26 protein-coding genes and 1 riboswitch are annotated in these 25,421 nt (G+C 68.3%); of the genes, 12 read left to right on the top strand and 14 right to left on the bottom strand.

The window, feature by feature from the left end:
* Positions 1-324, bottom strand: coding sequence for a PilZ domain-containing protein (locus tag LX81_RS09560; RefSeq protein WP_170133906.1), 324 nt, complete (start codon positions 322-324; stop codon positions 1-3).
* Between the two features lie 125 nt (positions 325-449).
* Positions 450-528: riboswitch (SAM riboswitch) on the top strand.
* Between the two features lie 45 nt (positions 529-573).
* On the opposite strand from LX81_RS09560, the gene metZ reads away from it, so the two are divergent.
* From metZ to LX81_RS09580, 4 genes are all read left to right on the top strand, one after another.
* Positions 574-1,773 carry an O-succinylhomoserine sulfhydrylase gene (metZ, locus tag LX81_RS09565; protein WP_111537093.1) on the top strand — a complete coding sequence of 400 codons (1,200 nt, stop codon included), beginning with the start codon at positions 574-576 and terminating at the stop codon, positions 1,771-1,773.
* 50 nt (positions 1,774-1,823) lie between these two features.
* Positions 1,824-2,924: a GTP cyclohydrolase FolE2 gene (gene folE2 / locus LX81_RS09570; protein ID WP_111537094.1), complete on the top strand. Its 1,101-nt coding sequence runs from the start codon at positions 1,824-1,826 to the stop codon at positions 2,922-2,924.
* A 62-nt stretch (positions 2,925-2,986) separates the two neighbouring features.
* A complete protein-coding gene (locus LX81_RS09575) occupies positions 2,987-3,571 on the top strand; it encodes a DUF6151 family protein (protein ID WP_111537095.1) in 585 nt (194 codons plus the stop codon).
* Positions 3,572-3,633: 62 nt separating this feature from the next.
* Complete coding sequence (locus LX81_RS09580) at positions 3,634-5,046, top strand: TrkH family potassium uptake protein (RefSeq protein WP_111537185.1); 1,413 nt, start codon at positions 3,634-3,636, stop codon at positions 5,044-5,046.
* A gap of 56 nt (positions 5,047-5,102) precedes the next feature.
* Here LX81_RS09580 and LX81_RS09585 read toward each other — a convergent pair whose 3' ends face one another.
* Entirely contained in the window at positions 5,103-6,116 is a 1,014-nt protein-coding gene (locus LX81_RS09585) for a P1 family peptidase (protein ID WP_111537096.1), read from the bottom strand.
* A 122-nt stretch (positions 6,117-6,238) separates the two neighbouring features.
* Between LX81_RS09585 and LX81_RS09590 the strand changes: the two genes are divergently transcribed.
* Positions 6,239-6,649, top strand: coding sequence for a hypothetical protein (locus LX81_RS09590; RefSeq protein WP_146259409.1), 411 nt, complete (start codon positions 6,239-6,241; stop codon positions 6,647-6,649).
* Here LX81_RS09590 and rpe read toward each other — a convergent pair.
* The 5 genes from rpe to LX81_RS09615 form a co-directional block, all read right to left on the bottom strand.
* On the bottom strand, positions 6,609-7,286 hold the full coding sequence (rpe, locus tag LX81_RS09595; RefSeq protein ID WP_111537098.1) for a ribulose-phosphate 3-epimerase: 678 nt from the start codon (positions 7,284-7,286) through the stop codon (positions 6,609-6,611). The two genes, LX81_RS09590 and rpe, sit on opposite strands and share 41 nt — an antisense overlap.
* Positions 7,287-7,387: 101 nt before the next feature.
* Positions 7,388-7,723, bottom strand: a complete 336-nt coding sequence (locus tag LX81_RS09600) for a hypothetical protein (protein ID WP_111537099.1) — start codon at positions 7,721-7,723, stop codon at positions 7,388-7,390.
* Positions 7,724-7,821: 98 nt separating this feature from the next.
* Positions 7,822-8,580 (bottom strand): LamB/YcsF family protein, encoded by a 759-nt coding sequence (locus LX81_RS09605; RefSeq protein WP_111537100.1) that lies wholly within the window; start codon positions 8,578-8,580, stop codon positions 7,822-7,824.
* Between the two features lies 1 nt (position 8,581).
* Complete coding sequence (locus LX81_RS09610; protein ID WP_111537101.1) at positions 8,582-9,598, bottom strand: 5-oxoprolinase subunit C family protein; 1,017 nt, start codon at positions 9,596-9,598, stop codon at positions 8,582-8,584.
* Complete coding sequence (locus tag LX81_RS09615) at positions 9,595-10,356, bottom strand: 5-oxoprolinase subunit B family protein (protein WP_234822552.1); 762 nt, start codon at positions 10,354-10,356, stop codon at positions 9,595-9,597. Before LX81_RS09615 ends, LX81_RS09610 begins: the two co-directional genes overlap by 4 nt.
* A 708-nt stretch (positions 10,357-11,064) precedes the next feature.
* On the opposite strand from LX81_RS09615, the gene LX81_RS09620 reads away from it, so the two are divergent.
* On the top strand, positions 11,065-12,579 hold the full coding sequence (locus LX81_RS09620; protein WP_308418333.1) for an OpgD/OpgG family glucan biosynthesis protein: 1,515 nt from the start codon (positions 11,065-11,067) through the stop codon (positions 12,577-12,579).
* Positions 12,576-14,456 (top strand): glucans biosynthesis glucosyltransferase MdoH, encoded by a 1,881-nt coding sequence (mdoH, locus tag LX81_RS09625; protein ID WP_111537187.1) that lies wholly within the window; start codon positions 12,576-12,578, stop codon positions 14,454-14,456. The genes LX81_RS09620 and mdoH overlap by 4 nt, the downstream gene beginning before the upstream one ends.
* A gap of 21 nt (positions 14,457-14,477) precedes the next feature.
* On the opposite strand, the gene LX81_RS09630 is transcribed toward mdoH, so the two are convergent.
* Positions 14,478-15,497 (bottom strand): ribose-phosphate pyrophosphokinase, encoded by a 1,020-nt coding sequence (locus LX81_RS09630; RefSeq protein ID WP_111537102.1) that lies wholly within the window; start codon positions 15,495-15,497, stop codon positions 14,478-14,480.
* Positions 15,498-15,615: 118 nt separating this feature from the next.
* Here LX81_RS09630 and LX81_RS09635 point away from each other — a divergent pair, with 118 nt between their 5' ends.
* Positions 15,616-16,212 carry a 2-hydroxychromene-2-carboxylate isomerase gene (locus LX81_RS09635; protein ID WP_111537103.1) on the top strand — a complete coding sequence of 199 codons (597 nt, stop codon included), beginning with the start codon at positions 15,616-15,618 and terminating at the stop codon, positions 16,210-16,212.
* Between the two features lie 10 nt (positions 16,213-16,222).
* Here LX81_RS09635 and LX81_RS09640 read toward each other — a convergent pair whose 3' ends face one another.
* From LX81_RS09640 to LX81_RS09665, 6 genes are all read right to left on the bottom strand, one after another.
* Positions 16,223-17,266 (bottom strand): threonine aldolase family protein, encoded by a 1,044-nt coding sequence (locus tag LX81_RS09640; RefSeq protein WP_111537104.1) that lies wholly within the window; start codon positions 17,264-17,266, stop codon positions 16,223-16,225.
* Positions 17,266-17,742: a YcgN family cysteine cluster protein gene (locus tag LX81_RS09645; RefSeq protein ID WP_111537105.1), complete on the bottom strand. Its 477-nt coding sequence runs from the start codon at positions 17,740-17,742 to the stop codon at positions 17,266-17,268. The genes LX81_RS09640 and LX81_RS09645 overlap by 1 nt, the downstream gene beginning before the upstream one ends.
* The gene (locus tag LX81_RS09650; protein ID WP_111537106.1) at positions 17,739-18,668 is read right to left on the bottom strand and encodes a bifunctional riboflavin kinase/FAD synthetase; all 930 of its coding nucleotides are present in this window, start codon (positions 18,666-18,668) and stop codon (positions 17,739-17,741) included. The genes LX81_RS09645 and LX81_RS09650 overlap by 4 nt, the downstream gene beginning before the upstream one ends.
* A 57-nt stretch (positions 18,669-18,725) precedes the next feature.
* Positions 18,726-19,160, bottom strand: coding sequence for a MaoC family dehydratase (locus LX81_RS09655; RefSeq protein WP_111537107.1), 435 nt, complete (start codon positions 19,158-19,160; stop codon positions 18,726-18,728).
* A gap of 113 nt (positions 19,161-19,273) precedes the next feature.
* Positions 19,274-20,146 carry a TIGR01459 family HAD-type hydrolase gene (locus tag LX81_RS09660; RefSeq protein WP_111537108.1) on the bottom strand — a complete coding sequence of 291 codons (873 nt, stop codon included), beginning with the start codon at positions 20,144-20,146 and terminating at the stop codon, positions 19,274-19,276.
* A gap of 27 nt (positions 20,147-20,173) precedes the next feature.
* Positions 20,174-21,094 carry a manganese-dependent inorganic pyrophosphatase gene (locus LX81_RS09665; RefSeq protein ID WP_111537109.1) on the bottom strand — a complete coding sequence of 307 codons (921 nt, stop codon included), beginning with the start codon at positions 21,092-21,094 and terminating at the stop codon, positions 20,174-20,176.
* Positions 21,095-21,199: 105 nt separating this feature from the next.
* Here LX81_RS09665 and LX81_RS09670 point away from each other — a divergent pair, with 105 nt between their 5' ends.
* From LX81_RS09670 to groL, 4 genes are all read left to right on the top strand, one after another.
* The gene (locus LX81_RS09670) at positions 21,200-21,847 is read left to right on the top strand and encodes a DUF2161 domain-containing phosphodiesterase (protein WP_111537110.1); all 648 of its coding nucleotides are present in this window, start codon (positions 21,200-21,202) and stop codon (positions 21,845-21,847) included.
* Between the two features lie 61 nt (positions 21,848-21,908).
* Positions 21,909-23,234 (top strand): cysteine--tRNA ligase, encoded by a 1,326-nt coding sequence (cysS, locus tag LX81_RS09675; protein ID WP_211322743.1) that lies wholly within the window; start codon positions 21,909-21,911, stop codon positions 23,232-23,234.
* Positions 23,235-23,401: 167 nt separating this feature from the next.
* Positions 23,402-23,713, top strand: a complete 312-nt coding sequence (locus LX81_RS09680; protein ID WP_111537111.1) for a co-chaperone GroES — start codon at positions 23,402-23,404, stop codon at positions 23,711-23,713.
* A gap of 51 nt (positions 23,714-23,764) precedes the next feature.
* On the top strand, positions 23,765-25,408 hold the full coding sequence (gene groL / locus LX81_RS09685) for a chaperonin GroEL (RefSeq protein WP_111537112.1): 1,644 nt from the start codon (positions 23,765-23,767) through the stop codon (positions 25,406-25,408).
* Positions 25,409-25,421: the final 13 nt, after the last annotated feature.

Genomic DNA, 25,421 nt, shown 5'->3' on the forward strand with positions numbered 1-25,421 from the left:
TCAGAGCGTGTTCATCAGCGGCGCTCCGCGGCCGCGGTCCGGGCCGCGATAGGCGCCCGAGGTGAGTTCGCGCAGGATGTCGAGCGACAGCTCCGGCTGGAACGAGAGCCCGTAGCTCGCCTTCCCGCGCCAGCGGATCGTGCCCGTGAAGGTGAGGCCCGAGACCATCAGCTTCAGGGTCTCGCCCTGTTTGCGGTCGATCTGCGCGCATTCGAGCTGCAATCCGCCCTCGCTCACGTCGGAGACCGAGGCACGGATGGTTTCACCGTTCTCGATGACATGGACGCGGGCATCGGAGGGCCAGCGGCGGCTTCTCTTGAACATGATCCTTTCCTCGTCCTTGCGTGATTGGCATGGAGCGTAGAATCTTTCGGTTAAGAATTCCTGCATCGCGCCCCGCGGGCGCGGGCCGCGCCCTCGCGCTTGACGGACAGGGTCGGGGCGACTAGCACGGGCTCCGTGGCGATTTGTGCACCGGATTGCGGGCCACGTTAAACAAGCCGCTAAAGAGGTCGGGACCGCATGGCCTCCGGCTGACGATCGGTGGGGATACATGTGGAAAGGACCGCCCCCATGAACGACGACTGGAACACCCGGACCCGCATGGTCCATGCCGGCATTCGGCGCAGCGGCTACGGCGAGGTGAGCGAGAGCATCTTCCTCACCCAGGGCTTCGTCTACGACACCGCCGAACAGGCCGCGGCGCGATTCGAGAGCCTCGGGCCCGACGAGTTCATCTATGCCCGCTACGGCAACCCTACCGTGGCGATGTTCGAGGAGCGGATCGCATCCCTCGAAGGCACGGAGGACGCCTTCGCGACGGCGAGCGGGATGGCGGCGGTCAACGGCGCGCTCACCTCCATGCTGAAGGCCGGGGACCACGTCGTGTCGTCCCGCGCGCTCTTCGGCTCGTGTCTCTACATCCTCGAGGAGATCCTGACCCGCTACGGCGTGGAGGTGACCTTCGTCGACGGCACCGACCTCGGCGCCTGGGAGGCGGCGGTGCGGCCTGGCACGAAGGCCGTGTTCCTCGAGACGGTGTCCAATCCGACGCTCGAGGTGATCGACCTCCAGGGCGTGGCGCGGATCGCGCACGGGGTGGGTGCGAAGGTGATCGTCGACAACGTCTTCGCCACGCCCGTCTTCTCGAAGGCGCTCGAGATGGGCGCCGACGTCGTCGTCTATTCGGCGACGAAGCATATCGACGGGCAGGGCCGGGCGCTCGGCGGCGTGATCCTCGGAACGCGGGAGTTCATCCGCAAGACGGTCGAGCCCTATCTCAAGCATACCGGCGGGGCGATGTCGCCCTTCACCGCCTGGATCATGCTGAAGGGGATGGAGACGATCGACCTGCGCGTGCGGGCTCAGGCCGAGGGGGCGCAGAAGCTCGCGGAGGAGCTTTCCGGCCATCCCGCGCTGGGCAAGGTGATCTTTCCCGGGCTCGACGCCCATCCGCAGCGCGCGCTCGTCGAGGCGCAGATGGAGGGGCCGGGCACGGTGCTCGCCATGGAGATCCCCGGCGGGCAGGAGGCGGCGTTCCGCTTTCTCAACGCGCTGCAGCTCATCACCATCTCCAACAATCTCGGCGATGCGAAGTCGATCATCACCCATCCCGCGACGACCACGCACCAGCGGCTGAGCGAGGAGCAGAGGTCGGTTCTCGGCATCACGCCGGGGCTCGTGCGGCTATCGGTCGGGCTCGAGGATCCGCGCGACCTGCTCGCCGACATCACGCGGGCGCTCGAAGGCCTGCGGCGGCAGGATGTGGCGTAAGGCCCTGAACGAGGCTATGTTGGCGGGGCGTGGCGTCGATGGAGAGGCCGATGAACGTCCATAATCCCGACATCGCGGAGCCGATGGAGGCGGAGGAGGCGGCAGAGCTCTACGAGCGGTTGCGTGCCTGGGCGGCTTCGGCCGATCGCTGCGCGCTCGATCGCGCGGGCCCGTCACTGCGCTCCTTCGCCGCGGCACAGGGCGAGGAATATCCGGCCCTGTCGTCGGACTATCCCGAGGGCTTCGTCGCGGACGCGGCCTACCGGGCGGAGCTTCCCGACCTGCAGAACGGGCCGGCCGCGTCGATCAAGGGCGACCGGCGGCATATCCAGCATGTCGGCATCCATAATTTCCGCCTGCCCATCCATTTCCGCACCCGCGACCACGGCGCGCTGACGCTCGAGACCTCCGTCACGGGCACGGTCAGCCTCGAGGCGGAGAAGAAGGGCATCAACATGTCCCGCATCATGCGGACCTTCTATGCCCATGCGGACCACACGTTCAGCTTCGACGTGATCGAGACGGCGCTCGACGCGACGAAGACCGATCTCGAGAGCTTCGACGCGCGGATCCAGATGCGGTTCTCCTATCCGCTCCGAATCGACAGCCTGCGCTCCGGGCTCTCGGGCTACCAGTATTACGACATCGCGCTCGAACTCGTGGAGCGGGCGGGCGTGCGCAAGAAGATCGTGCATCTCGACTACGTCTATTCCTCGACCTGCCCCTGTTCGCTGGAATTGTCCGAACATGCCCGGCGCGCCCGCGGCCAGCTCGCCACGCCGCATTCGCAGCGTTCCGTGGCGCGGCTGTCGGTGGAACTCGACGAGGCGGCGGGCTGCCTGTGGTTCGAGGACCTGATCGAGCTTTGCCGGGGCGCGGTGCCCACGGAGACGCAGGTGATGGTCAAGCGCGAGGACGAGCAGGCCTTCGCGGAGCTCAACGCCGCCAACCCGATCTTCGTGGAGGATGCGGCGCGGCTCTTCGCGCGCGCGCTCGACGCCGATCCGCGGGTGCGCGACTTCCGCGTCGTGGCGAGCCATCAGGAGAGCCTGCACAGCCACGACGCCGTCTCCGTCCTGACCGAGGGGGCGACCTTCGCGCAGGCGAGCCTCGACCCGCGGCTCTTCGCGACGCTCCTTCATCATGGCTGAGACGGCGTCCGCGTCCTTTTCGGCACATGACAAGAGCGCGGTCCGCGTCTAGCGTCACGGGCATGGCTGAATCGACCGACTGGACCTGCACCTGCGGTGCAACGAGCTTCACCGTGCGGGACGTTCCCGCCTCGGGGGCGCATATCGTGTGCTATTGCGAGGATTGCCGGGCCTTCGCGCGGCTGCGCGGCGCGGAGGACGCGCTCGATGAAGCCGGCGGGACGCAGCTGTTCCAGACCGCGCCCGAAGTGGTGACGCTCCTGCGCGGGGCGGAACACCTGCGTTGCCTGCGCCTCACGCCGCGCGGGCCACTGCGCTGGTACGCGGATTGCTGCGGCGCGCCGGTGGCCAACACCGCCCCGCGGCGCGGAATTCCCTTCCTCAGCATGATGGGGGCGGGGTTCGCCGGGGACAGGCTCGGACGGCCGGTCGCGCGGATCTTCCGCCAATCGGCCACGGGGCGGGTGCCGCGGCCCTATGGCAGCCTCGTCGCGATGGTCGCGGGCGTGGGCCGGCGCGTGCTCACGTCCCGGCTTTCGGGCGGCTGGAAGAGCACGCCCTTCTTCGCGGAGGACGGCGCGCCGCTGAGCCCGCCCACCGAGCCGGCACCCGAGGCGCGCCGCGCCGCCTATTCCCGCCTGCCGTGACGGTCGCGGCGCGGCGGACCGTCCCGCTAATCGATCTCAGGCCCGTAGGCCACGTCATCGGAATGCTCGCCGCCTGCCTCGGCCTGACGATGCTGGTGCCGATGGGGTTCGACATCCACGCGGGCAACGGGCACTGGCATGTCTTCCTCGCCACGAGCGTGATCACCACGATGACGGGCGGGCTCACCGCGATCGCCTGCGCCAACGGGACGGCGGACCGGTTGTCGATCCAGCAGACCTTCTTGCTCACGACCGGGGTCTGGGTGGCGCTTCCCGTCTTCGGCGCGCTGCCGTTCCTGTTCCAGCCGATCGGCGCGGACGTGACGGATGCGTTCTTCGAGGCGGTCTCGGGCGTGACGACGACGGGCTCCACCGTCTTCGCCGATCTCGAGGAGATGCCGGAGGGGATCCTCGTCTGGCGCTCGATGCTGCAATGGTTCGGCGGCATCGGGATCATCATCGTGGCGATGGTCTTCCTGCCGGAGCTCCGCGTCGGCGGGATGCAGATCTTTCGCTCCGAAGCGTTCGACACGATGGGCAAGATCCTGCCCCGCGCGGCGCAGATCGCGAGCCAGATCAGCTGGATCTACGTCTGGCTGACCTTCACCTGTTTTTTGGGCTACCTGGCGCTCGGGATGGACCGGTTCGAGGCGGTGAACCATGCGCTCACCACCGTTTCCACGGGCGGGTTCTCCACCAGCGACGCCTCCTTCGGGGCGTTCCAGGGGGGGCCGGAATACCTGGCCTCGGTGTTCATGATCCTCGCGAGCCTGCCCTTCGTGCGTTACGTTCAGCTTCTCGCGGGGACGGCGCAACCGCTCTGGCGCGACGCCCAGATCCGCGCCTATCTCATGGTGATCTCCGCCGCGACGCTGGTTCTCGCCTCGTTCGAGATCGCGGCGGACGAGGCGACGTTCGAGCCCGCGCTGCGGGAGGCGGTCTTCAACGTGACCTCGATCATCTCGGGGACGGGCTTCGCCAGCGTCGACTACCAGCTCTGGGGCGCCTTCGCGATGGTGGTGTTCTTCTTCCTCGGGCTCATCGGCGGCTGCGCGGGATCGACCTGCTGCTCGATCAAGATCTTCCGCTACCAGATCCTGATGTCGGCGATCGCGGCGCAGATCCGGCGCATCCACACGCCCCACGGCCTCTTCGCGCCGCGTTTCGAGGATCGCCGGGTGAGCGACGACGTGCTCTCCTCCGTCATGGCGTTCTTCGTCCTCTTCATCGTGTCGCTGGGGCTTCTGGCCGTGGGCCTCGGCCTTACCGGGCTCGACGTCGTCACCTCGATCTCCGGCGCGGGAACGGCGATCGGCAATATCGGGCCGGGGCTCGGGCCGATCATCGGGCCGTCGGGTTATTTTGGGCCGATCAACGACACGGCGAAATGGCTCCTGATCGCGGGAATGATCTCGGGGCGGCTGGAGCTGATGGTGGTCTACGTGATCTTCACGCGGAGCTTCTGGCGGGATTGAGCGCCGCGGCGTCCCGGGCTCGACCCGGGACCTCGGACGATCGGCGGGGCCCCGGATCAGGTCCGGGGCGGCGCGAGGCGGTGGCCCCAGCGTTCCGACCAGGCGGGTGCGGCGTCGCCGGGATGCGGGCTCGCCCGGAAGACGGCCCGGGCGATGGCGCGGGCGAGGCAGATCGCCGCCGCGTGGCCGAGCGCGAGGAAGGCGGCCGGGTCGGGATCGGAGCCGCGCCCGGTCGCGGCGGCGAAGACGAGATCGCCGTCGAAGGGCGTGTGGGCGGGCAGGATGGCGCGCGCCATCCCGTCATGGGCGACGATCGCCAGCCGCTCCGCGCGTGCCGGAGAGAGCGCGGCATCCGTGGCGACGATCGCGATGGTGGTGTTGGCGCCCTTGACGAGCGGACCCGTCGCGGCGGGGGCGCGGTCGGGCGGCCCGAGCCCGCCGAACTCGCCGTCGATCTCGAAGGGCGCGGCCCAGAACCGGCCGGTCTCGGGGCAGGCGACGCTGCCCACGGGGTTCGCGGCCACGAGCGCGCCGACATGGGTGCCGTCAGGCAGGCGAAGGGACGCGGTGCCGATCCCGCCCTTGAGCCGCCCCGCCACGGCGCCCGTGCCCGCGCCGACCGAGCCCTCCCGCACCACGGAACCGGCGGCCTCGAGGGCGCGGCGTCCGAGCGCGGGATAGGGATTTTCCGTCCAGCCGTGTTCGCCGCCCCCGGCGAGATCGAAGAGGATCGCCGCGGGGACGATCGGAACGCAGTGCCCGGCCGCCTCGAAGCCGCGGCCGCGCGCTTTCAGGGCGGACATGACCCCGTCGGCGGCGGCGAGGCCGAAGGCCGACCCGCCCGAGAGGACGAGCGCGTCCACGCGGTCGACGAGCGTGCCCGGGCGCAGGAGGTCCGTCTCCCGCGTGCCCGGCGCCGCACCCATGACGTGCACGCCGGCGCTCATCGGTGCGTCCGGCAGAAGCACGGTGACGCCGGACCTGAGCGTCGCATCCTCCGCCTGGCCCACGGCGAGCCCCGCGACATCGGTGATCGCGTTCCGCGCGCCCGGTCGCCACTCCTCGTTCATCGCGTGCTCCCTCCTGACGCGCCGTCGATCGTGGCCGCGCGGCCCGTCGCGCGCAACCCGGGAACCCGATCGCGACCGTGGCCGTAGGACGCGAGGCGGGATCGGGGTGAGGGAAGATGGGCGTGGAGACGGGATTTGTCGGCAGCGTGGTGCTGCCCGCGCTGGCGCTGACGACGCTGGTGCTTCTCGTCGCGTGGAGCGCGGTGCCGCGGGGGACGCGGTCGCAGGCGCGGCTCGCCCTCGGCGTCGTCCTCGCGGCGGGGGCGGGGCTGCTCGCGGGCGCGGTGCTCTTCGGGGCCCTTTATGCGGGACGGGTGCCCGATGCGGCCGGATGGCTCGCCGCCGCGCCGTTCCGCGTGAGCTTCTATTTCCTTGGGCGCTCGGCGATGGCGGCCCTCCTCTGGGCCCCGATCCTCGCGCTCTGGTGGCTCGTCGCGGCGCAGGCGGTGGAGCGGCGGCGCGGGGAGGACCGGATGCGGGCGGGACGCGGGGTCAGGTCCAGACCCCCTCCGCCGCCTGACGGATCGCGGTGATGTTGGCGGCGTAGACCTCCGGCATCCGCGCGCTGCCGCCCCGGAACACGGCCGATCCCGCGACGAGCACGTCGGCACCGGCCCGTGCCGCGCCGGGCGCGGTCGAGGCGTCGATGCCGCCATCGACCTCGATATGGATGGGACGGTCGCCGATCATCGCGCGCAAGGCGGCGATCTTCGGGCTGACATCGAGGAAGCGCTGCCCGCCGAAGCCGGGATTGACGGTCATGACGCAGACGAGATCGACGAGGTCGATCACGGGCGCTACCGCCTCGACGGGCGTGCCGGGATTGAGCGCCACGCCCGGACGCATCCCGGCATCGCGGATCGTCTGCAGCGTGCGGTGGATATGGGGTCCGGCCTCCACGTGCGCGGTCAGGATGTCGGCGCCGGCCTCCGCGAAGGCGGTGACGAAGGGATCGACGGGCGCGATCATCAGGTGGACGTCGAGCAGCCCCCGGACATGCGGGCGGATCGCCTTCACGGTCGCGGGCCCGAAGGTGAGGTTCGGCACGAAATGCCCGTCCATCACGTCGACATGGATCCAGTCGGCCCCCGCGCCTTCCACCGCGCGGCATTCCTCGCCGAACGCTGCGAAATCGGCGGCGAGGATCGAGGGGGCGATGAGGACGGGCATGGCGGTCTCTCCCTTTGGCGGACGCGACGGGGGTAGTCGATGGCGCGGGGTTTGTTAAGTCCGGAGGGTGGCATCGGCCCCGTCCGCTGCGGGATCGAAGTTCACGCGTAGCCGAAGGCCCGGTTGAGCGCCCCGGCCCGCCGATCGATGACGTCCAGTTGCCAGGGAGCGAGCTCATCGCGCCAGCGCTGATCGTCGAAGATGGCCCGTCCGCGACGGTCGTAGAGGCTCTGGTTGCGCTTGACGACCAGCTTCGCCGGACCCTCGCCCCGTCCCTGTCCCGCGATCAGGGAGAGGGTGCCGAAGTTTCCCGCGAACACATGGTGCCCGTGCCGCCGATACGCCGCCATCCCGGCCTCGAATGTCAGGCCCATCCGGTCGCAGAGCCTTCTCAGGACCGCGCCGGGATCGGCGACGATGGCCACGCGCCTGTACATGGCCCTCGCGAGTAGCGGCAACGTCCGCTTCCGTCCAGCATCCCGCCCGTCGTGAGGCGACGGCGCCCGGCCTTGCGCCGGTCGCGGAGCGCGGCCTCTTAGCCGAAGGTCCTGATCTCCACCCCGTCGGCCTCGAGGCGGTCGCGCAGGGTGCGGGCCGCGGCGACGGCGGAGGGCTCGTCGCCATGCAGGCAGATCGTATCGATCCGGGTCTCGATCCGCTTGCCCGAGGCGGTCACGATCACGCCGTCGCGGACCATCTCCGACATCCGCTCCGCCGCGGCGTCGGCATCCGTGATCATCGCGCCGGGCGTGCCGCGCCGAACGAGGGTCGCATCGTCCTCGTAGCCGCGATCGGCGAAAACCTCGCAGGCGAAGCGCGCCCCGAGCGCTTCCGCGGCCTCCTGGATGGGCGTGGCGGCGAGAACGACGAGGATCAGGTCGGGCGCCACGGCAAGCGCCGCGTCGAAGCAGCGTCGGGCCATCTCCCCGTCGCGCGAGGCCATGTTCGCGAGCGCGCCGTGGAGCTTCAGGTGCCGCACCTCTCCGCCCGCGGCGCGCGCCATCGCCTGCGCGGCACCGACCTGGTACTGGATGAGATGCGCGAGCGTGGCGGGGGGCAGGTCGATCTCCCGTCTCCCGAACCCCGCGAGATCGGCGAAGCCCGGATGGGCGCCGATGCCCACGCCGTTCCTCACCGCGCGCGCCATCGTCGCGGCCATCACGTCGGGATCGCCCGCATGGAAGCCGCAGGCGATGTTGGCGGAGGTCACGATGTCGAGGAGCGCGGCGTCGTCGCCCATCCGCCAGGGGCCGAAACCCTCGCCCATGTCCGAGTTGAGGTCCACGTGGGCCATGTCAGTCTCCATTGTCCGGGCGGCCGGCCGTCACGCCCGAGATGAGCTGGTAGCGGCCGAGATCGGGGATGTCGTGCGGGTCGCGGACCAGCGGGCGCAGGGTCTTCGAGATGCGCCGGAGGTACGCCTCCTCGGTTTCCGCCTCGCGGGCGGCCTCCTCGGGATCGACGAAGGCGAAGGTGAGGGTGCCGCCGGGCGCGGTCTGGAGCGCGCGGGGGAGGTCGGCGGGCAGGATCGAGGCGATGCGGGGATAGCCGCCCACGCTCTGGCATTCGGGGCCGAGGAGGTAGGGCGTGCCCTCGCCCGTCATCTGGATGTCGCCGGGCACGATGATCTCCGACACGAGGGCGAGCTGGCCCTCGGTCGCGAAGGGCGCACCGTCATGGGCGAGGCGCACGCCCTGGCGATTGCCGCGGGGATCGCGGGTGAAGGTCGTGGCGCAGAACCGCTCCAGATCCTCGCGGGGGAAGAGCGCGGTATGGGCGGAGGGCAGGATCCGGATCTCGCCGCCGCCGAAGCGGTCCTCGGCGTCGAGGACGCGGTTCGCCTCGCCGCCCGGATCCTCGCCCAGGGGAAGCGTGCCGCCCGCCTCGAGCTTCTGTCCGAGCCCCATGGAGAAATGCGCGGCGCGGCTGCCGAGCTGCGGTTCCGTCGCGATGCCACCGCCGAGGTGGAGATAGGACCAGACGCCCCGCCGTGCGGGCGAGAGGCTCAAGGTCTCGCCGGGCGCGAGGCGGTGGGACGCGTTCCAGGCGAGGTCGCGCTCGCCCAGCCGCGCCCGCATCGGCGCGCCGGTGAGCGCGATCCGGGCGGGCGCGTCGACGCCGAAGCTGCCGCCGCGCCCGGTGAGTTCGAGCGCCGCGAGGTCGGGCGACTGGCCGAGCAGCGCCGCGCCCTCGAGGAGCGCGCGCCGGTCGGCCGCGCCGCCGCGCGAGAGCCCCTGCGCGAGATAGCCCGGCCGGCCTCGATCCTGTACGGACGCGCCGGGACCGATCTCGTGGAGGAGAAGGCGGGTCATTCGAGCACCTCCACCTCGGCGCCCCCGTCGGGACCGCTCTCGGCCAGGTCGTCGAGCTCCGCGGCGGAGACGGGGCGCAGCTGCACCTCGTCGCCCGGGGCGAGTGCGATGGGCGTCTCCGCATCCTCGGGCCGGAAGCAGCGGAACCGGGTCATCCCGATCTGTCGCCAGCCGGTCGGGCTCGTCGAGGCGAAGACGATCACCTGCCGGACCGCCGTGACCACCGCGCCCTCCTTCACCGTGGGGGTGAGATCCTTCTGCCGCGCGAGATCCCAATGCTCCGGCAAGCTGCCGAGATAGGCCTGTCCGGGCGCGTATCCGAGGGCGAGGGCACGGAGCGGGCGGGCGCAGATTTGTGCCACCGCCTCCTCCGGGTCGAGCCCCGCGAGCTTCGCCGCATCGGCGAGCTGCGGCGCGTGGTCGCCCTCGAACGAGGCGGGGATGACGAAGCGCCGGCGCCGTGCGGGCAGGCCCTCGGCACTCCAGTCGCGCCGGGCGAGGAGGTCGTGGACCCGTTCCGTGACCTCCGCCAGCGAGAGGCGGGCCGGATCGAAGGCGAGATAGGCCGAGCAGAGCGAGGAGGCCGTCTCCCGCACGCCGTCCCAGGCCGCCTCCTCGATCGCGGCGCGGAAGGCGAGCGCCGCCCGGTTCGCGGGGTCCGAAAGCGTGTCGCCGAAGGTCACGAGGATCCCGTCGAGGCCGAGTGGGGTCAGCCGCGGCAGGGGCGCTCGCTCGGTCGCTGGCATCGTCCGTCGCATCGGGTCTCCGCCATGGGGATGGCCTCCGCATTGCAATCCGGCGCGGCCTTGTCAACGGATCGCGGAGCGCGCGTCCGCATCCGTGCAGGCCGCCGATCGGGTTTTCCGCTTGGAGCCGGACATGCCGCATTTTCAGGCGCGAGAGGTGAAGCTCCCGCGCCTTGATCGGGAAAGGGCTGCCGAGAACCAGGGTGGGTGATCCACGTCCGTTTCAGGGAAACGGCGTCCGGGGGTCCGATAGGGATGAAACCTTGAGACGTCTGCGAGGTGAGGTGATTCCCTCGGTGGCAGAAACGGAGCCTTCAAACGCGCACAATCGGCGACCGAGGCAGGGATTGTAGCCGAATATACCCGCACCGGATGAGCGCCCGGCGTGGAACGGGCCGGGTGCTACACCTTTAGGTGTATCGGATGTGACGGGTCTTGAAATCATTTCACTGCAAGGAGATATGGCTCGTGGGAGGGCGGCGCCGGGAACCCGGTCGCTGTCATGCCGTTCTGACGACAGACCACTGGTGAAGCGGGCGTAGCCGCGCGATCCCGGGGGTCGGTTCGCAGCAGGACGGCCAGGGAAAACACTCTACGCCGGGCATCCTGTCGGCAGAGACATGCTGATCTGGGCGGCCTTCGCCCAATGATCCTCTCGGTGGTGATCCGTATCGCCTAAAAGTTAACTTCCGCCAGACCAGCAAATCCAAGGAAACAAGAATGACGATGTCCCGCCGCAGCCTCCTCGCCTGCATGACCGCGCTTGGGTTCGCAGGACGCGCGACAGCGGCCGATATCTCGTTCGGCTCGGCCGCGGCCTTCGGGCCGGAGACGGTCCGCGACCTCGCCCGGCAGCTCGCCAAGCAGGATTTCGTCCCGACCCCCGAAGTGCCGAAGGCTTGGACGGACATCAATTACGACGCCTATCGCAAATACTGGTTTCGCGGGCGCGATGCGCTCTTCGCCGACAGCGACGGACCGCTCCATGTCGACATGCTGCATCCGGGGTTGTGGTATGCGCAACCGGTGCGGATCGACGTGGTGCAGGACGGCACGGCGCGGGAGGTCATGTTCGACATCGCGCTCTTCGATCGGACCGACGACGCGCCGGACCTGCCGATCGACGATACGCTGGGCTATTCCGGCATCCGCTTGCGGGCCCAGATGGAGCGGCCGGGGATCTTCCAGGAATTCGCGGTCTTCCAGGGCGCGAGCTATTTCCGTGCCATCGCCCGCGGCCTGACCTACGGTTTGTCGGCCCGCGGGCTCGCGGTCGGGACCGCGACCGAGGCCGGCGAGGAGTTTCCTGATTTCACCCGCCTCTGGATCGAGGCGCCGGCTATGGGCAGCAACACGTTCCGCATCCATGCCCTGCTCGATTCTCCGTCCGTCACGGGCGCGTTCCGGTTCGACATCACGCCGGGAGACCGGACGGACATGTCCGTCGATTGCACGCTTTTCCCCCGCGTCGACATGGCCGAGGTGGGTATCGCGCCCCTGACCAGCATGTTCCTCTTCGATGAGACCAATCGCGGCCGTTTCGACGATTACCGCAGCGCGGTGCATGACAGCGACGGCCTGCTCGTCCTCAACGGGGCGGGAGAGCCGCTCTGGCGGCCGCTCGCCAATCCGCGAGCGCTGCAGGTGAGCGCGTTCCTCGACGAGAACCCGAAAGGGTTCGGCCTGATGCAGCGGGCACGGAAACTTTCGGATTTCGGGGATTTCGAGGCGCATTATCAGGATCGCCCCGGCCTGTGGATCACGCCGCAGGGCGACTGGGGCCGTGGATCGGTCGCGCTCGTGGAGATACCGATCGATCGCGAATACTACGACAACATCGTCGCCTACTGGCGGCCGCGCGAGGGCCTGACCGCAGGCACGGAGAACCGGCTGCGCTATTCGATGCGCTGGGCGGCCGATCCGGCGCCCGGTTTGCCGGTCACACGGGTGATCCAGACGCGAATCGGGGCCAGCCCAGTGCGGGGTCAGGTCGTCACGATCGATTTCGCACCGCATGAAATATTGCCATCGGATCTCCGTGAGGTTGAACCACACGTCTCTATAGGCGAGGCGACGCTGATTCATGCCGAAGTTCGCAGAAATCCTGAAACCGGTGGCGCCCGAATGGCCTTAACCTTTGATCCCGGCGACATCACTTCGCTCGAGATGCGGGCCCAGCTTGGAATAGGGGACCGGCGGATTTCGGAGGTTTGGCTCTACAGATGGACGGCATGACACGATATGACAGCGAGTTGAACTCCACTCCGGTGGAAGTTCCCCTCGCGCATCCGCAGCAGGATTTCTCCGCCCGGCATCACGATGCCGAAGTGCCGGTCTGGAAACGTCTGCGCGGCGTGTGGCGCATGCGCGTCTTCACCCTGCTGACGGCGGCCGCGATCACGGTCGGCGTCGCCATCGGCCTCGGCGACTGGCTCGGGGAGGGGCGGCTCTCGCTCATCGAGGCGGGGCTCATCGGGCTCGTCTGCTTTACTTTCTTCTGGATCTGCTTCGGCGTCTGCTCCGCGGCCTTGGGCCTCATGATACGCTTCCGCCAGCCGCCGCGGCCCGCGCCCGACGCGCCGTCGAAACCGCTCAAGGTCGCGCTCGTCGTGCCGATCTACCACGAGGACGCGGATGCGGTGATGGGCAATGCAGGCGCCATGCTCGCAGATTTGTCGGATCGCGAGAGCGAGCACAGCTACGAGCTCTTCGCGTTGAGCGACAGCCAGAATCCGGACATCATCGCGAGCGAGCAACGCGCCTTCCGTATCCTGCAGCGGGACGCCGCCCTGCCGGCCTGGTATCGCCGCAGGGAAAATAACACTGATCGCAAGACCGGGAACCTATCGGACTGGGTCGCGCGCTGGGGTGGCCGGTACGACGCGATGATCGTGCTCGATGCCGACAGCCTGATGAGCGCGGAGGCGCTCGACGGGCTCGCCTGCGAGATGGCACGTGACCCGTCCGCGGGCCTAATCCAGTCCCTGCCGCGCCTGATCGGCGCCCGGTCGCTTTTCGCGCGGCTGCAGCAATTCTCCTCCGCCGCCTATGGTTGGCTCCTCGCCGAAGGACTTGCCGCCTGGGCCGGGCAGGAGGGCAATTACTGGGGTCACAACGCCATCATCCGGACGCGTGCCTTCGCGCTCTGCGCCGGACTGCCGCGCCTCAAGGCCAAGGGTAAAGGCGAAGGCAAGCTCATCATGTCGCACGATTTCGTCGAGGCGGGCCTCTTGCGCCGCTCCGGCTGGGCCGTGCGCTTCCTGCCGCGGATCGCGGGGTCTTACGAGGAAAGCCCGACCTCGCTCGTCGATTACGCGTTGCGGGATCGTCGCTGGTGCCACGGCAACCTGCAGCATCTGCGGCTTCTGTGCGCCAAGGGATTTCACCCGGTTTCCCGCTTCCACCTCTTCGCGGGCGCGATGGCCTACCTTATGTCGCCCGCCTGGTTCGCGCTTCTCGTCGTCTGGGCTCTGCTCGGACGGGGCGAGGACGCCAACGTCATCAGCTATTTCTCTCCCGAGAACCCGTTGATGCCGAACTGGCCTGAGATCACGGGTCCGAAGGGGCTCGGCATGCTGATCTTCATGTATGTCATGCTGCTGGCGCCGAAGTTGATGGCGGCGGGCGCCTTGGCGCTCACCGGTACGGGTTACCGGGCTTTTGGTGGCATCGCGCGGTTTTGGGGGTCCTTCATCCTCGAGATCTTCTCCGCGATCGCGCTCGCACCCGTCCTGATGATCCAGCAGCTTCTCGCCGTCCTGCGCGCCACGTTCGGGCTCTCGGGCGACTGGCAGCCGCAACGCCGCGAGGGCGGGTCGATGCCGGTCATCGATCTCGTCCGCTTCCACCTGCTCGAGACGATACTGGGCTTCGCGCTGGTGGCCGGACTCTTCGCCGGGCTGATCTCGCTCTGGCTCATCCCGATCGCGGCGAGCCTTGCCCTGGCGGTTCCGCTGTCCTGGCTGAGCGCGCTCGACCTCGGTGCCTGGCACAGCGGCAAGCACATGCTGCTGACGCCGGAGATGACCGAGGAGCCGCGGATCGTCACGATGGCGCGCCAGTGGCGCGCGCGCATGAAGCCCGCATCCGAGAAGGGTTGGGCCGCCGAGTGACGGCCCCGCGGCCGGGCCGTGTCAGGCCGGGCTGTACATCCCCTCGTAGATCGGCCCTAGCGTATCGGGGCTGAAAAGCGAACTGACCGATGTACCGTTCCAGATGTTCAGGATCGCCTGGGCAAACATGGGCGCCGTCGGCACGATGCGGATGTTGTCGCAATGGCGCACCGCATCGGTGGGCTCGATCGAGTCGGTGATCACGAGGCTCTTCATCACCGACCGTCCGATCCGGTCCACGGCGGGCCCGGACAGGACGCCGTGGGTGATGTAGGAATGAACCTCCTGCGCCCCGGCCTCCATCAGGGTATCGGCGGCCTTGCAGAGCGTTCCGGCGGTGTCACAGATGTCGTCGACGATGATGCAGGTCTTGCCCTCCACGTCGCCGATCACCGTCATCTCCGCGACCTCGCCTTCCTTTTCGCGGCGCTTGTCGACGATGGAGAGCGGCACGCCGATCCGCTGCGCGAGTTCGCGCGCCCGCGCCACGCCGCCCACGTCGGGCGAGACGACCATCACGTCGTCCAGGTTCGCCTTGAACGTATGCGCGATATCGAGCGCGAAGATCGGCGAGGCGTAGAGGTTGTCAACGGGAATGTCGAAGAAGCCCTGGATCTGCGCGGCGTGCAGATCCATCGTCAGAACCCGCTCGATCCCGGATTCCACGATCATGTTGGCCACGAGCTTCGCCGTGATGGGCGTCCTCGCCTTGGTGCGGCGATCCTGACGGGCGTAGCCAAAATAGGGGATCACGGCCGTGATCCGCGCGGCCGACGACCGGCGGAGCGCATCGGCCATGATGAGCAGCTCCATCAGGTTGTCGTTCGCGGGGTTCGAGGTCGGTTGGATGATGAACATGTCCTCGCCGCGCACGTTCTCGTAGACCTCGACGAAGATCTCCTGGTCGTTGAAACGTTCGACGCGCGCATCGACGAGCGACACGCTGAGGCCGCGATGCATCGTCATGCGCCGCGCTATGGCGCGCGCGAGTGTCGGGTTCGAGTTGCCGGAGATCAGCTTCGGCTCGGACGGGGAGGGCATGGGAAAATTCCTTCGCGGCGCGCGGTGCGGCTACCCCGTCAGGCGGGAATCGCCGCGTTGACACCGCCTAGCACGCGCCTACGGTTTCGCAAACCTGAGGCGGACGCGGGAGGCGGCCATGGCGCATATCGAGTATCATTTCTCCACAATCTCTCCGGCCGTCTATCTCGCCGGCACGCGATTGGAGCGCATCGCGGAGCGGCACGGGGCGACGATCACCTACCGTCCGCTCGACGTGCTGACGCTTTTCCAGCGCACCGGCGGGTTGCCGCCGGGCGACCGGCACCCGAACCGCCAGGCCTACCGTCTGCAGGACCTGCAGCGGGTGGCCGAGATGGAGGGGCTGCCGCTCAATCCGAAACCGCAATTCTTCCCCACGAACCCCGCGCCCTCCTCCTACGCGGTCATCGCGGCGCAGGATGCGGGGGGCGGCGATCTCGGCACGCTCGTCCACGCCATCGCCCGGGCCGTCTGGGCGGAGGAGCGCAACATCGCGGAGGACGACGTGATCCGCGCCTGCCTCGAGGAGGCGGGTTTCGCGCCGTCGCTCGTCGATAGCGGGCTCCTGAGCGGGGCGGAGGCCTATACCCGCAACACCGAGGAGGCGGTCGCGGCGGGCGTCTTCGGCGTGCCGTTCTACATCACCGACGACGACGAGCGGTTCTGGGGCCAGGACCGGCTCGGGCATCTCGACCATCACCTGGGCAAGGGTTGAGGCGGGCGGATCAGCCCTCGAGGATGTCGAGGAAGCGTTCCGTATCCGCGGTGCTCGCCGACCAGTCGCAGACGAGGCGGGCACCGACGGGCTCCTCATCGGGGCCGTCGAGGCTCCCCATCGAGTAGAATTGCGCGCCCGCCTGCCGCAGGCGATGATGCGCGGCGCGCGGGAAGCTGGCGAAGACCATGTTGGCCTGCGGTTCATGCAGAAGCGTCGCCGTGCCGCTTTCGTAGAGCCCTTGGGCAAGCCGCGCGGCGGCGGCATTGGCGTCGTGCCCCATCCTGAGCCAGAGGCCGTTCGCGAGATACGCGTCCATCTGCGCGGCGAGGTAGCGGGTCTTGGAGAAGAGATGCCCGCCGCGCTTGCGCCGCAACTCGAATTCCCAGGCATGGGCCGGATCGAAGAAGATCGCCGCCTCGACACCCAGAAGCCCGTTCTTCGTACCGCCGAAGCTCACCGCGTCGATGCCCGCCTTCCACGTCATCTCCGCCGGGCTGCAGCCTAGGGTGGCGAGGGCATTGGCGAGGCGCGCGCCGTCGAGATGGACGGGCAGGCCGAATTCCCGCGCGGTCCCCGCGAGTGCACGGAGATGATCGAGATCGTAGACCGTGCCGCGTTCCGTGACGCTGGTGAGCGAGACCGGCCCGCGCTGCACGTTGTGGACGTTGCCCTGGGCCGTCCCGTCGATCCGGTCGCGGAGCGCGGCGGGGGACATGCGGGCATCGGGTGCGGGGACGAGCGCGAGCTTGGCGCCGCCGGTGAAGAATTCGGGCGCGCCGCATTCGTCGGCCTCCACATGCGCCACTTCGGAGCAGAAGATCGCCTCCCAGGGCTTGCAGAGCGTGGCGAGGATGAGGGCGTTCGCAGCCGATCCAGTGGCCACGAACTCGACCGCCGCGTCAGGCGCCTCGAACACCTCGCGGATGTGCGCGCGCGCCCTTTCCGTCGCGGGGTCGTTGCCGTAGGGCAGGGCGTAGCCCGCATTCGCGGCCAGGAGCGCCTCCATCACCTTGGGATGGGCGGGGCCGGAATTGTCGGAGGCATAATGCATCACATTGGCTCCTCGATGATGTGTTCCTCCCAATCCTCCTCGTCGACCTCGAATTCAGGGACGGTGATCCCTTGCGCGGAGACGCCCGCCGCATGGACGCTTTCGGGGTCACCGGAGATGAGCGGGTGCCAGGGATAGAGCGGCTTGCCCTCGTGGAGCAGGCGGTAAGCGCAGGTGCGCGGCATCCAGTAGGCCGCGTCGGCCAGGGTCGACGGGGTCAGCACCACGCATTCGGGGACGAATTGCTTGCGGATCTCGTAATTGGCGCAGCGGCAGGTGCCGTCGTCGAAGAGGCGGCAGGCAACGCGCGTGAGCTCGACCTCTCCCGTGTCCTCGTCCTCGAGCTTGTTGAGGCAGCATTTGCCGCAGCCGTCGCAGAGCGCTTCCCATTCCGCCGAGGAGAGCTCCTCGAGCGGAAAGCGTTCCCAGAAGCGCGGGCGGCCGACATCGCGACGAATCGGGTCGCGGCCGCTCATCGCGCGGCGAGGATCGCGCGGGCGCGTGCGCTGTCGGCATCCATCTGCGCGATCAGCGCGTCGAGACCGTCGAATGTCTCTTCCCCACGGAGGAACTCGACGAGCCCGACGGAGAGATGGCGGCCATAGAGGTCGCCCGTGAAATCGAAGAGGAAGGTCTCGAGGTTCGGTCGGTTCTCGCCGAACATCGGCCGCACGCCGATCGAGGAGACGCCGAGATGCGGGCCGGCATCGGGACCGTCGAGGATGTCGACTTCCACCGCGTAGACGCCGAACCGCGGGGGGTGGAGCCCGTCGATCGACATGTTCGCGGTCGGATAGCCGAGCTCGCGCCCGCGCCGCTCCCCGCCGACCACCGGCCCTTCGATCCGGTGAAGATGCCCGAGCATCGACGCGGCCGCCCGCGGATCGCCCGCGCCGAGCGCCTCGCGGATGCGGGTAGAGGAAATCTCGGTCCCCTCCTCCTGCAGGAGGTCCGCGATGGTCACGTCGAAGCCCATGCGGCTGCCGAATTCCTTCAGCGCGGGTGCGTCTCCGGCGCGTGCCTTGCCGAAGCGGAAATCCGCGCCGACGACGACATGGGAGAGGCCGAGCCCCTCCGAGAGCACGTCGCGTGCGAAGGCCTCCGGCGTCATCGCGACCAGTGCCGCGTCGAAGGGCAGCTCGAAAAGCCGCTCGACGCCGAGCTTTTCCAGCCGATGGGCCCGCGCTTCCCTGTTCATGAGCCGGAAGGGCGGGCCGTCCGGAGCGAAGACCTCCCGCGGATGGGGCTCGAAGGTCACGACGCCGAGCGGGGCGTCGGTGCCGCGGCGCGCGAGGTCGAGCACGGCCCGATGGCCCAGATGGACGCCGTCGAAATTGCCGATCGCGGCACTGGCGCCGCGGGCGTCCCGGGGGAGGTCGTGATAGGTGCGAAAGATCCGCATGGCCTGCGGATAGCGGGCGGCGGCGTGCCGCGCAAGCGCCCGTCCAGGCGCAGCCGATCAGGCGCGGGAGGGCGCGCGCACCAGCGCGTCGCCGCGCAGCACGACGACCCCGCCGACGAGGCAGCGCGTGGCCAGGCCCACGCGGGACCGACCGAGATCGATCGCCGTTACCTCCACCTCCGCGCGGACGGTGTCGCCCGGACGCACGGGGGCGAGAAAGGCCATGCTCTGACGCAGATAGACCGTTCCGTGTCCGGGCAGACGTTCGCCCACCACCGCGGAGATCAGGGCCGCCGTCAGCATCCCGTGCGCGATGCGCCCCTTGAAGATCGTGTCCCGCGCGTAATCTTCGTCGAGATGGACGGGATTGTGGTCGTTCGACACTTCCGCGAAAAGCTCGATGTCGCGCGTGGTGACGAGCTTCTCCATCGACCGGACCATGCCGATCTGCATGTCTTCGATGAAGATCGTGGAGCGACCGCTTCCGATCATCGTTTCGGCCCCCCAGCAGACCCGCGTATTAGACCTACCGAAAGATTGGCAATTCGATAAGCGCGCTACGCCGATCTGGCGATGTCCCGGCGCGGCAAGGATCGCGGGGTATGCTACCGGAGTTTGCCGATCGCGAAGGTGGGGGACATCATCTGCGAATCGAGGAAGGAACGCAGCGCCGCTTCCTGCGGCTGGCGCGTGGTCTCCGTCTCCGCCGCGGCGAGCCCGCCCGTGACGAAGAGCACGTCGAGACCTTCCCCGATCGCGCCCTTCACGTCCGTGGCGATTCCGTCGCCGATGGCAAGGATCCGGCTGTCGGGAACGTCCGCGCCGAACTCCGCAAGCCGCCGCCGCGCGAGGTCGTAGACCGGCGGATACGGCTTGCCGAAGGACAGGACCTCGCCCCCCATGCTCTCGTAGAGTTCCGCCACCGCGCCCGCGCACCATTCGCGGCGCTCCCCGCGATCGACGACGACGTCGGGATTGGCGTTGAGCATCCGCAGGCCGAGGGTCTTCGCATGGAGGAGTTCGGGGCGCAGCACCGACGGGTCGGCATGCGCGTCGAACGGCCCGGTGCAGACGATCCCCTCCGCCTCGGCAAGCGGAACCCGTGTGATCTCGACCGGGTTTTCCATGATCTGCAACGGCTCGAAGAAGCCCGAATCGCGATCCACGCCAATATGGTAAAGTTTCTGGCCGATCTCGCCCCGGAACATCGCGAGCCGGGCGGCGTCGCCAGAGGTCGCGATCGTGTCCCAGCAATCCTCCGGCACACCCATCGCCGCGATCTGCTCGGCCACGGAGGCGCGCGGGCGCGGCGCGTTCGTCAGGAGCACGACGCTTCCGCCGCCCTCCTTGAACCGCGTGAGCGCCTCGACCGCCTCGGGCAGGGCCCGGACTCCATCGTGAAGGCACCCCCAGAGATCGCAGAAGACGGCGTCGTAATCCTCAGCGACCTCGGACAGGGCGTCGATGATCTGGGTCATGGCGGTGTCCGTCCTTTCGCAGGCGAATCAGACGGTCAGGTTCGGGATGATCTGCTTCTTGCGGCTGACGATGCCGGGCAGCACGACCGTGTCGCCGCCGCAGACGGTCGAAAAGCTCTTTTCCGCCATCTTGCGCACGTCCTCGTTCGGGACGAGGAGCGTCGCCTCCTCCTCGAGGATGTCGACGACGAAGAGCAGCACCTGATCGACGCCGTCCTCCTTGGCGACCTCCTCCATCGCCGCCATCAGCGCTTCCTTGCGCTGCAGCACGGCCTCGGGCGAGGTAGTCTCGAGCACGGAGACGCGGAACGACTTGCCGCCGGTCTCGAACTCCTTCGAATCCATCCGCAGCAATTCCTTGTCGGAGAAGGCGGAGACGTCGGACTTGGCGGCGAACATCTCGGCGGCCAGGGCGGGGATCTGCAGATCGAGATCCTCGGCGAGGGACTTCGCGAGATTGCGATCCACGTCCGTCGTCGTGGGGGAGCGGAATTCGAGCGTGTCGGACAGGATGCACGAAAGCATCGCGCCCTTGGCCCAGTCGGGCATCTTTCCCGCGTTCTCGCCCATCAGGCGGTGGATGATGGTGGCCGTGCAGGCCAGCGGCTCGATCGTGATGTCGACCGGGCCCTTCGTGGTCAGCCCACCGGCGAGGCGGTGGTGGTCGATGATGCCGCGAATATCCGCGCGCCCGATCGTGTCGGGCAGTTCCGCGGGATTGTTGGTGTCGACGATCACGACTTCCTGCCCCTCGTCGAGCGTGTCGATGATCTTGGGCTTCGGCAGATCCCAGCGCTCCAGCATCCAGGCCGCCTCGGTATTGGGCTCGCCGAGCAGGACCGGCTCCGCGGTTTGGCCCACGACGTCGTTCAGGTACCAGGCCCAGAGGATGGGCGAGCCGGTCGAGTCGGTATCGGGCGATTTGTGACCGAGGACGAGAATTGTCATGGATTCGGTTCCTTGAAGCGGGATTCGGCCGGTGTATAGGCAGGCCGGGATGCGATGTCACCGTCCGGCGCCGCAATTTCGACCAGTCAAGCACGAAAGGTGGTCATGCGGGAAACGGATCTCTACGCCCCCGTCAAGGCGTTCCTCGAGGCGCAGGGCTACACCGTGAAGGGCGAGATCGGCGGCGTCGACGTCATGGCGCTCCGCGCGGACGAGCCGCCGGTGATGGTCGAGCTGAAGCGCGCGTTCTCCCTCGCGCTGGTCTATCAGGGGATTGCGCGGCAATCGGTGTCGGACGCGGTCTATCTCGCCGTGCCGGAGGACGGGGCGCGCACGCGCCGGTCGCGGGTTGGGCTCTGCCGCAGGCTCGGGCTGGGCTATGTCACCGTGAGGCTCCGCGACGGGCACGTCACGGTGCATTGCGACCCCGGCCCCTTCGTGCCGCGCCGCAACGGGCGGCGGGCCGGACGGCTCCTGCGCGAATTCGCGCGGCTCGAAGGGGATCCGAATGTCGGTGGGGGGACGCGTCGGGGTCTCGTCACCGCCTACAGGCAGGACGCGCTCTCCTGTGCGCGGCATCTCGGTGTGGCGGGGCCATCGCGCGGGGCGGAGGTGGCGCGGGCCACGGGCGTCGCGCAGGCGACACGGCTCATGGCGGACGATCATTACGGGTGGTTTTCCCGTGTCGCGCGGGGTGTCTACGACCTGACGGAGGCCGGTCGCGCCGCGGCCGGACAGGGAGCCTCCTTGTGACGCAACGCCGGCATTGCTAGGAGGCACACGATCCGACCTCCCCAGCAAACCGGTGCGCCGCGTGTCCCATCCCGAGATCAAGCTTCACGACACGATGGCGCGGGCGGTCCGCCCCTTCGCGCCCTTGGGCGAGACGGTCACGCTCTATTCCTGTGGTCCTACCGTCTATCACCACGCGCATCTTGGCAATCTTAGGACCTACGTCTTCGTCGATACCCTGAAGCGGGTGCTTGAGGCCTCGGGCCTGCCCGTGCGCCACGTGATGAACATCACCGATGTCGGGCACCTCGTCTCGGACGGCGACGAGGGCGAGGACAAGATGGAGGTGGGTGCCGCGCGTGAGGGGCTGACCGCCTGGGATATCGCGGCGCGCTACGAGGCATCGTTCATCGCGCAATGCCGGATGCTGAACATCGCCGCGCCCACCGTCCTTTGCCGCGCGACGGGTCACATCTCGGAGCAGATCGCGATGATCGAGGCGCTGGAAGCGAAGGGCTATACCTATCGCACCGGCGACGGCATCTATTTCGACACGTCGCGGATGGAGGAGTACGGGCGGCTCGCCGGCGCGTCCCGCGCGGGGTTCGAGGCCGGTCACCGCGTCGATGCCGGCGGCAAGCGCAATCCGACAGATTTCGCGCTCTGGAAGTTCTCGCCGGAGGGGACGCGGCGGCAGATGGAATGGCCCTCTCCCTGGGGCGAGGGATTTCCCGGCTGGCACATCGAGTGCTCCGCGATGGCGCGGCGCTATCTCGGCGACCGGATCGACATCCATACCGGCGGGATCGACCATATCGCGATCCACCATTCCAACGAGATCGCGCAGAGCGAATGCGCAACGGGCGAAAGCCCCTTCGTCCAGTACTGGATGCACGGAGAGTTCCTGGAGGCGACCGACGGCAACCGGATGTCGAAATCCTCTGGCGACTTCACCACGCTCTTCACGCTGGAAGGGGCGGGCGTCGATCCGCTGGCATTCCGGCTGCTTTGCTTCCGCACGCATTACCGCAAGCGGATGAAGTTCTCCTGGAAGCTGCTGGAGGACGCCGCCACGGCCTTGCGGCGGCTCCGGCTGCGGATGACGGCGATCCGCGATGAGGGTGCGCCGGGAACGGAGGCGGGTGCGGCGGAAGAGGCGAAGTTTCGCGCGGCGATCGGTGCCGCGCTCCGCGACGACCTGGCGCTGCCGAAGGTCATGGTCGAGATCCAGAACTGCCTCAAGTCGAAGGATCTCTCCGCTGAACGCAAGCTCGCGCTCGTCGCGGAGATCGACGGAATCCTGCAGCTCGACCTTGCGGACGGAACGACGCCGTCCGGATCGGAGCCCGGCGATTGGCAGGCCGCAGCCCGTGCGGGTGGCCACGAGATCGACGCCATCGGCGGTTGATCGCCGGTCCGCGGGATCACGGGTCCCGAAATCGCCTCGCCATGCATATTTCGCTTTCCGACCTCGTTGACACGGTGTCGCAGCTTTCCTAAGTGACCTTCTGTTGGCACTCCCCGAGGGTGAGTGCCAGAACCGAGATCGAAACTTGAAGCAAGGAGCGTTCAGAGATGGCATTCACCCCGCTGCATGACCGTGTGCTGGTCCGCCGTGTCGAATCCGACGAGAAGACCAAGGGCGGTCTGATCATCCCCGACAGCGCGAAGGAAAAGCCCGCGGAAGGCGTCATCATTTCCTGCGGCGAAGGCGCCCGCAAGGATTCCGGCGAACTCATCCCGATGGGTGTCTCGGCCGGTGACAAGGTCCTCTTCGGCAAGTGGTCCGGCACCGAGGTCACGGTCGACGGCGAAGAGCTGCTGATCATGAAGGAATCCGACATCCTCGGCATCATCACGGACGACGCCGCCGCGAAGGCCGCCTGATCCGCGCCCCTTTCCGAGACGCATTGAAACACTGACGAGGAGCATACCAACATGGCTGCCAAAGACGTCAAATTCGACACGAACGCGCGCGACAAGATGCTGCGCGGCGTCAACATCCTGGCCGACGCGGTCAAGGTGACGCTGGGCCCGAAGGGCCGCAACGTGGTCATCGACAAGAGCTTCGGCGCGCCCCGCATCACCAAGGACGGTGTGTCGGTCGCCAAGGAGATCGAGCTCGAGGACAAGTTCGAGAACATGGGCGCGCAAATGGTCAAGGAAGTGGCCCAGCGCACCAACGACGAGGCCGGTGACGGCACCACCACCGCCACGGTCCTGGCCCAGGCCATCGTCAAGGACGGCCTGAAGTCCGTCGCCGCCGGCATGAACCCGATGGACCTGAAGCGCGGCATCGACCTCGCCACCGCGAAGGTCGTCGAAGCCATCCGCGCCGCGTCCCGCAAGGTCGAAAATTCCGACGAGGTCGCGCAGGTCGGCACCATCTCCGCGAACGGCGAGGCCGAGATCGGCCGTCAGATCGCCGACGCGATGCAGAAGGTCGGCAACGAGGGCGTCATCACCGTCGAGGAGAATAAGGGCCTCGAGACCGAGACCGACGTCGTCGAGGGCATGCAGTTCGACCGCGGCTACCTCTCCCCCTACTTCGTGACGAACCCCGACAAGATGATCGCCGATCTCGACGATTGCATGATCCTGCTGCACGAGAAGAAGCTCTCGTCGCTGCAGCCGATGGTGCCGCTCCTCGAGTCGGTCATCCAGAGCCAGAAGCCGCTCCTCATCATCGCCGAGGACGTGGAAGGCGAGGCGCTCGCCACGCTCGTGGTCAACAAGCTGCGCGGTGGCCTGAAGATCGCCGCCGTCAAGGCGCCGGGCTTCGGTGATCGCCGCAAGGCCATGCTGCAGGACATCGCGATCCTGACGGGCGGCCAGGTGATCTCGGAAGATCTTGGCATGAAGCTCGAGAACGTGACCGTGGACATGCTCGGCTCCGCCAAGAAGGTCTCGATCACCAAGGACGAGACGACGATCGTCGACGGTGCCGGCGAGAAGGCCGAGATCGAAGCGCGCGTCTCCCAGATCCGCACGCAGATCGAGGAAACGACCTCCGACTACGACCGTGAGAAGCTGCAGGAGCGTGTTGCGAAGCTCGCGGGCGGCGTCGCCGTCATCCGCGTCGGCGGCATGACCGAAGTCGAGGTCAAGGAGCGCAAGGACCGCGTCGATGACGCGCTCAACGCGACCCGTGCGGCCGTTCAGGAAGGCGTGGTCGTCGGTGGCGGCGTGGCCCTCGTGCAGGCCGGCAAGGCCCTCGACGGTCTCGAAGGCGCCAATTCCGACCAGAACGTCGGTATCGCGATCGTGCGCAAGGCCCTCGAGGCCCCGCTGCGCCAGATCGCCGAGAACTCCGGCATGGACGGCTCGGTCGTCGCGGGCAAGATCCGCGAGAGCCAGGACAAGACCTTCGGGTTCAACGCGCAGACCGAAGAATATGGCGACATGTTCAAGTTCGGCGTCATCGACCCGGCCAAGGTCGTCCGTCACGCGTTGCAGGATGCGGCGTCGATCGCGAGCCTCCTGATCACGACGGAAGCCATGATCGCCGACAAGCCGCAGAAGGAAGGCGCTGGCGCCGGTGGCGGCATGCCCGACATGGGCGGCATGGGCGGCATGATGTAAGACGCCAAAACGG

It is taken from the genome of Palleronia aestuarii, assembly GCF_003253995.1.
In the GTDB taxonomy this organism is placed as follows: domain Bacteria; phylum Pseudomonadota; class Alphaproteobacteria; order Rhodobacterales; family Rhodobacteraceae; genus Palleronia; species Palleronia aestuarii.

Excerpts from the sequence above, each read along its gene's own strand:
- LX81_RS09660 (WP_111537108.1), bottom strand. The coding sequence starts at position 20,146 with ATGACCCAGATCATCGACGCCCTGTCCGAGGTCGCTGAGGATTACGAC.
- LX81_RS09575 (WP_111537095.1), top strand. The coding sequence starts at position 2,987 with ATGGCTGAATCGACCGACTGGACCTGCACCTGCGGTGCAACGAGCTTC.
- LX81_RS09615 (WP_234822552.1), bottom strand. The coding sequence starts at position 10,356 with ATGCGACGGACGATGCCAGCGACCGAGCGAGCGCCCCTGCCGCGGCTG.
- LX81_RS09560 (WP_170133906.1), bottom strand. The coding sequence starts at position 324 with ATGTTCAAGAGAAGCCGCCGCTGGCCCTCCGATGCCCGCGTCCATGTC.
- LX81_RS09635 (WP_111537103.1), top strand. The coding sequence starts at position 15,616 with ATGGCGCATATCGAGTATCATTTCTCCACAATCTCTCCGGCCGTCTAT.
- LX81_RS09580 (WP_111537185.1), top strand. The coding sequence starts at position 3,634 with ATGCTCGCCGCCTGCCTCGGCCTGACGATGCTGGTGCCGATGGGGTTC.
- LX81_RS09620 (WP_308418333.1), top strand. The coding sequence starts at position 11,065 with ATGACGATGTCCCGCCGCAGCCTCCTCGCCTGCATGACCGCGCTTGGG.
- LX81_RS09670 (WP_111537110.1), top strand. The coding sequence starts at position 21,200 with ATGCGGGAAACGGATCTCTACGCCCCCGTCAAGGCGTTCCTCGAGGCG.
- LX81_RS09610 (WP_111537101.1), bottom strand. The coding sequence starts at position 9,598 with ATGACCCGCCTTCTCCTCCACGAGATCGGTCCCGGCGCGTCCGTACAG.
- LX81_RS09640 (WP_111537104.1), bottom strand. The coding sequence starts at position 17,266 with ATGCATTATGCCTCCGACAATTCCGGCCCCGCCCATCCCAAGGTGATG.
- metZ (WP_111537093.1), top strand. The coding sequence starts at position 574 with ATGAACGACGACTGGAACACCCGGACCCGCATGGTCCATGCCGGCATT.
- LX81_RS09680 (WP_111537111.1), top strand. The coding sequence starts at position 23,402 with ATGGCATTCACCCCGCTGCATGACCGTGTGCTGGTCCGCCGTGTCGAA.
- LX81_RS09605 (WP_111537100.1), bottom strand. The coding sequence starts at position 8,580 with ATGGCCCACGTGGACCTCAACTCGGACATGGGCGAGGGTTTCGGCCCC.
- LX81_RS09600 (WP_111537099.1), bottom strand. The coding sequence starts at position 7,723 with ATGTACAGGCGCGTGGCCATCGTCGCCGATCCCGGCGCGGTCCTGAGA.
- LX81_RS09665 (WP_111537109.1), bottom strand. The coding sequence starts at position 21,094 with ATGACAATTCTCGTCCTCGGTCACAAATCGCCCGATACCGACTCGACC.
- rpe (WP_111537098.1), bottom strand. The coding sequence starts at position 7,286 with ATGCCCGTCCTCATCGCCCCCTCGATCCTCGCCGCCGATTTCGCAGCG.
- LX81_RS09630 (WP_111537102.1), bottom strand. The coding sequence starts at position 15,497 with ATGCCCTCCCCGTCCGAGCCGAAGCTGATCTCCGGCAACTCGAACCCG.
- folE2 (WP_111537094.1), top strand. The coding sequence starts at position 1,824 with ATGAACGTCCATAATCCCGACATCGCGGAGCCGATGGAGGCGGAGGAG.
- groL (WP_111537112.1), top strand. The coding sequence starts at position 23,765 with ATGGCTGCCAAAGACGTCAAATTCGACACGAACGCGCGCGACAAGATG.
- LX81_RS09585 (WP_111537096.1), bottom strand. The coding sequence starts at position 6,116 with ATGAACGAGGAGTGGCGACCGGGCGCGCGGAACGCGATCACCGATGTC.
- LX81_RS09655 (WP_111537107.1), bottom strand. The coding sequence starts at position 19,160 with ATGATCGGAAGCGGTCGCTCCACGATCTTCATCGAAGACATGCAGATC.
- mdoH (WP_111537187.1), top strand. The coding sequence starts at position 12,576 with ATGACACGATATGACAGCGAGTTGAACTCCACTCCGGTGGAAGTTCCC.
- LX81_RS09650 (WP_111537106.1), bottom strand. The coding sequence starts at position 18,668 with ATGCGGATCTTTCGCACCTATCACGACCTCCCCCGGGACGCCCGCGGC.
- LX81_RS09645 (WP_111537105.1), bottom strand. The coding sequence starts at position 17,742 with ATGAGCGGCCGCGACCCGATTCGTCGCGATGTCGGCCGCCCGCGCTTC.